Annotated in this window: 4 protein-coding genes; 3 read left to right on the plus strand and 1 reads right to left on the minus strand. The window is 36.2% G+C overall.

Annotation, left to right across the window (positions count from 1 at the left end; all coding sequences use genetic code 11):
* Positions 1 to 277 (minus strand): hypothetical protein (locus MUW74_RS03365; protein ID WP_243518496.1); only part of this gene is annotated, 277 nt, incomplete at its 3' end.
* A gap of 408 nt (positions 278 to 685) precedes the next feature.
* Between MUW74_RS03365 and MUW74_RS03370 the strand changes: the two genes are divergently transcribed.
* The 3 genes from MUW74_RS03370 to MUW74_RS03380 all read left to right on the plus strand — a co-directional run bounded on the left by MUW74_RS03370 (position 686) and on the right by MUW74_RS03380 (position 3,056).
* Positions 686 to 1,516 carry a ferredoxin--NADP reductase gene (locus MUW74_RS03370; protein WP_243518499.1) on the plus strand — a complete coding sequence of 277 codons (831 nt, stop codon included), beginning with the start codon at positions 686 to 688 and terminating at the stop codon, positions 1,514 to 1,516.
* Positions 1,517 to 1,576: 60 nt separating this feature from the next.
* Complete coding sequence (locus MUW74_RS03375; protein WP_243518502.1) at positions 1,577 to 2,206, plus strand: metalloprotease; 630 nt, start codon at positions 1,577 to 1,579, stop codon at positions 2,204 to 2,206.
* A 79-nt stretch (positions 2,207 to 2,285) separates the two neighbouring features.
* Entirely contained in the window at positions 2,286 to 3,056 is a 771-nt protein-coding gene (locus tag MUW74_RS03380; RefSeq protein ID WP_243518504.1) for a hypothetical protein, read from the plus strand.
* Positions 3,057 to 3,195: the final 139 nt, after the last annotated feature.

Here is a 3,195-nt window from a genome sequence, read left to right on the forward strand (position 1 = left end):
TATCAACTACTACATATAAACTAAATCCAGCTAAAGCCAATACCAGGATCCAGTAGAGACCAAGCTTATAGACTTGTTCTACATTACGCACCAATCCTCCTCCACTATAAGCAGTCGCCAATACCGTGGCCACTAAAGTAGACGTAGAGAACTTTTTATTGACTAAAGCATATTGCTGAAACGAAGTAGTCTTGCGACTAAAATAAATACCTACTACTAAAGTCAATAATAGAAAAGTAACCACAATGAAAAGTGGTATATTGATGAGTGTTAACATAGCTGAATAAGTCTAATAAATTACAAATTAGTACGCCGAAATAGATTCTATGCGAATAATAAATACTAATTTGTACTAAAACAAATATTTGATCATTTTTGATAAAATTATATTAAATTAAGACATTTATGTTTTATAATCTTGATTTTATAGTCTATAAACTAGGATATAATGTCTTAAAAAAGTAATATTAGTATTAGATGAGTAAGTCATATGATACAATTTTGTATTATAGCTTTATCATATGGTATGATTAAGTAATCCGTATAAAAAATTCGTTAAACTAGTAGATGCATGGTGATTGTATCGCTCCATATTTGATTAAAGTAGTTGCTAAAAAGTTTCAATTCATGGTTAGTTTTTTTAGCTTTGAGTGCAAATACCGAAGTTTAATTGAAATTAGAGGTAATGAAACAAGATCAATTTAAAGTTGAAACAATAGAATCTACACATGTTACACCTAGCGTAACACAGTTCACCTCTACACGTAAAGCAATGCAACAACATCCATTTAAAATTGAACTCATAGGATCTAAAATGCTTACTCCTAATGTAACAGAGTTAACGTTTAAACGTTCTGATGAGTTGCCTTTTACCTTTCTAGCAGGGCAGTTTATTACTTTTTTGTTGCCCCATGAATCTGGTAAAATAGTGCCACGTAGCTATAGTTTGGCCAATAGTCCCGAAGAACCTTATAAGTTGGAAATTGCCATAGCACCGGTTCAAGGAGGCTTTGCTACCCATATCCTCTTTAACTTAAAACTTGGTGATAGGTTAGATTGTGTGGGCCCTAAAGGTAGACTGATTCTACAAGAAGCAGAAAAGCCTTGCCAATATCTATTGGTAGCCACTGGAACCGGTGTAGCTCCCTATCGTTCTATGCTGCCAGCCATTGCTAAACGGCTAGAAGCAGATGCAAACCTTAAAGTGACCTTATTATTAGGTGTGCGTTATACCAATGACCTGCTTTATGCAGCAGATTTTATTGCTTTTGCTGAGCAATATAAAAGATTTCACTTTCGTTTCTATATCAGTAGGGGAGCGGTACGGAACCTATCTTATGAATATTCGGGATATGTGCAATCCGCCTTTGCATCACTCGACTTAAACCCAATGACTGATTTGGTATATCTCTGTGGTAATCCATATATGATTGATGATAGCATTAAAAATTTAGAAGAAATGGGGTTTAGTCCACAACGTATAAGGCGTGAAAAATATGTTTCTCGTGGTGTATAGCTCATTTTTACGAAATCTAAATAAATACTAGTTCATCAGTAACCTAAATATAACACGGTTTTGCATTTTAGATTTTTAAAAATTTCAGTATCCATTGATCTAAGCTATTGGATCTTTTTATTATTTGTCATGGGTAGTGCGGGCGGCCCATATACTGAAAGCTTGCTATGGTCTACTGTATTCACCTTTAGTATACTTATACATGAATATGGACATGCCTTAATGGCTCTTTGTTTTGGTGCGGAGCCTATTATCTTATTACAAGCTTTCGGAGGAAAAACCCTCTTCAATGAATCACAGATAACGGATAAACAAAAATTTTTCATTACCCTGGCAGGCCCGCTCTTTCAAGGATTATGGACCTTGATAGCCTACCTATTATTCCGGTATGCTATTTTTAGTAGTTCTTTATTCAACTATTTTCTCTTCTTGACAACCCATATTAATACAAGGTGGTTGCTGCTCAATTTAATACCTATTGCGCCACTTGATGGCGGCTGGTTGGTTCGCTATATGCTAGAAAAAAAATTTGGTCATAAAGGATATTTGACTAGTCTGATCATTGGATTGGTGGCTGCGGCTATAGCTATTCCGCTTTTCTACTGGCAGGGATATCACTGGTTCTTTATCATCCAGCTCTTTATATGCGGATGGCATTATTGTAAACTTTGGCAAAAAGAACAAGAATAGACTTTAAACCTTATTTCGTATGAAATGGAAGTTCCGTTTATCGTGCAAAGCCTCATTAAGGCTTATAAGCTTATTGCCAATGGTAATTGGTATAAGTTGTAAAAGAAATGCGCCTAGAGATGAACCAGTCTTTCTTGGTTATGATGTAGGTGCCCCAAATGCCCAAAGCCCCATCAGGGATCCAAACCTTATACAAACGCCAACTGGTTCTAAACGATGTGACTCCCGTTTACAACATTTGTATTGTTATTACAAAGCTTTAGAAGATGACCTGACGGATATGCTAAAAAAGCTAGCGTGTTCTACGCTACTTAGCCAATTACGTCTAAGCCAATTAGACTATTCAAAAAAGCTAGAAGAAGAAATCTTGCTTTTAGAGATAGTACCCGATCCTGAGCATCTAGAAAATGATTTTAGTGCGTTAGTCGATGCTAGCCAAATATCAGCAGTAGGCCGCGATGGTAAACAGCAAACTAGTAGACCTACATCTGATAAACTTCCCAATACATTATGTGTCTTATTTAACAGAAATAGAAAGGATTTTAACAGAGATAGAGAGCATGGGTCTTGGGATGCACGTAGACTAGTTGGTCTAGAAGCGCTAACGATCAATGCCAATCCGCTATTAGCCAACTCGGAAAAGCATACCTTTAATTTAACCGCATTTGTACTGCATAGGCCCACTAATATAGGAGCTCAGCATGACCAAGTAGTTGCTTTCATAAAATCGGGTGAAGAGTGGCATTATTACAAAGATGGTAAAACAATTGCGCTGCCTAATAATCAAAATCAAGCGGCCATTCGTTTAGCATCAAAACATGGAAGCTTCTTTTTTTATCAAAAAATGTAGCCATTCAGTCCTATGGCAGAAGTACCCACAAAAAGAAAAAAGTAACTTGAAAAATTCATTTTTTAGTACTGCGCTTCTAGGCAACTGCAGTTAATGAAGTCTCTTTTTTGTAGCCGTTCAGCGCAGTGGCAAAGGTTAC

The organism is Candidatus Cardinium sp. cBcalN2 (genome assembly GCF_022810445.1).
Taxonomy (GTDB): domain Bacteria; phylum Bacteroidota; class Bacteroidia; order Cytophagales; family Amoebophilaceae; genus Cardinium.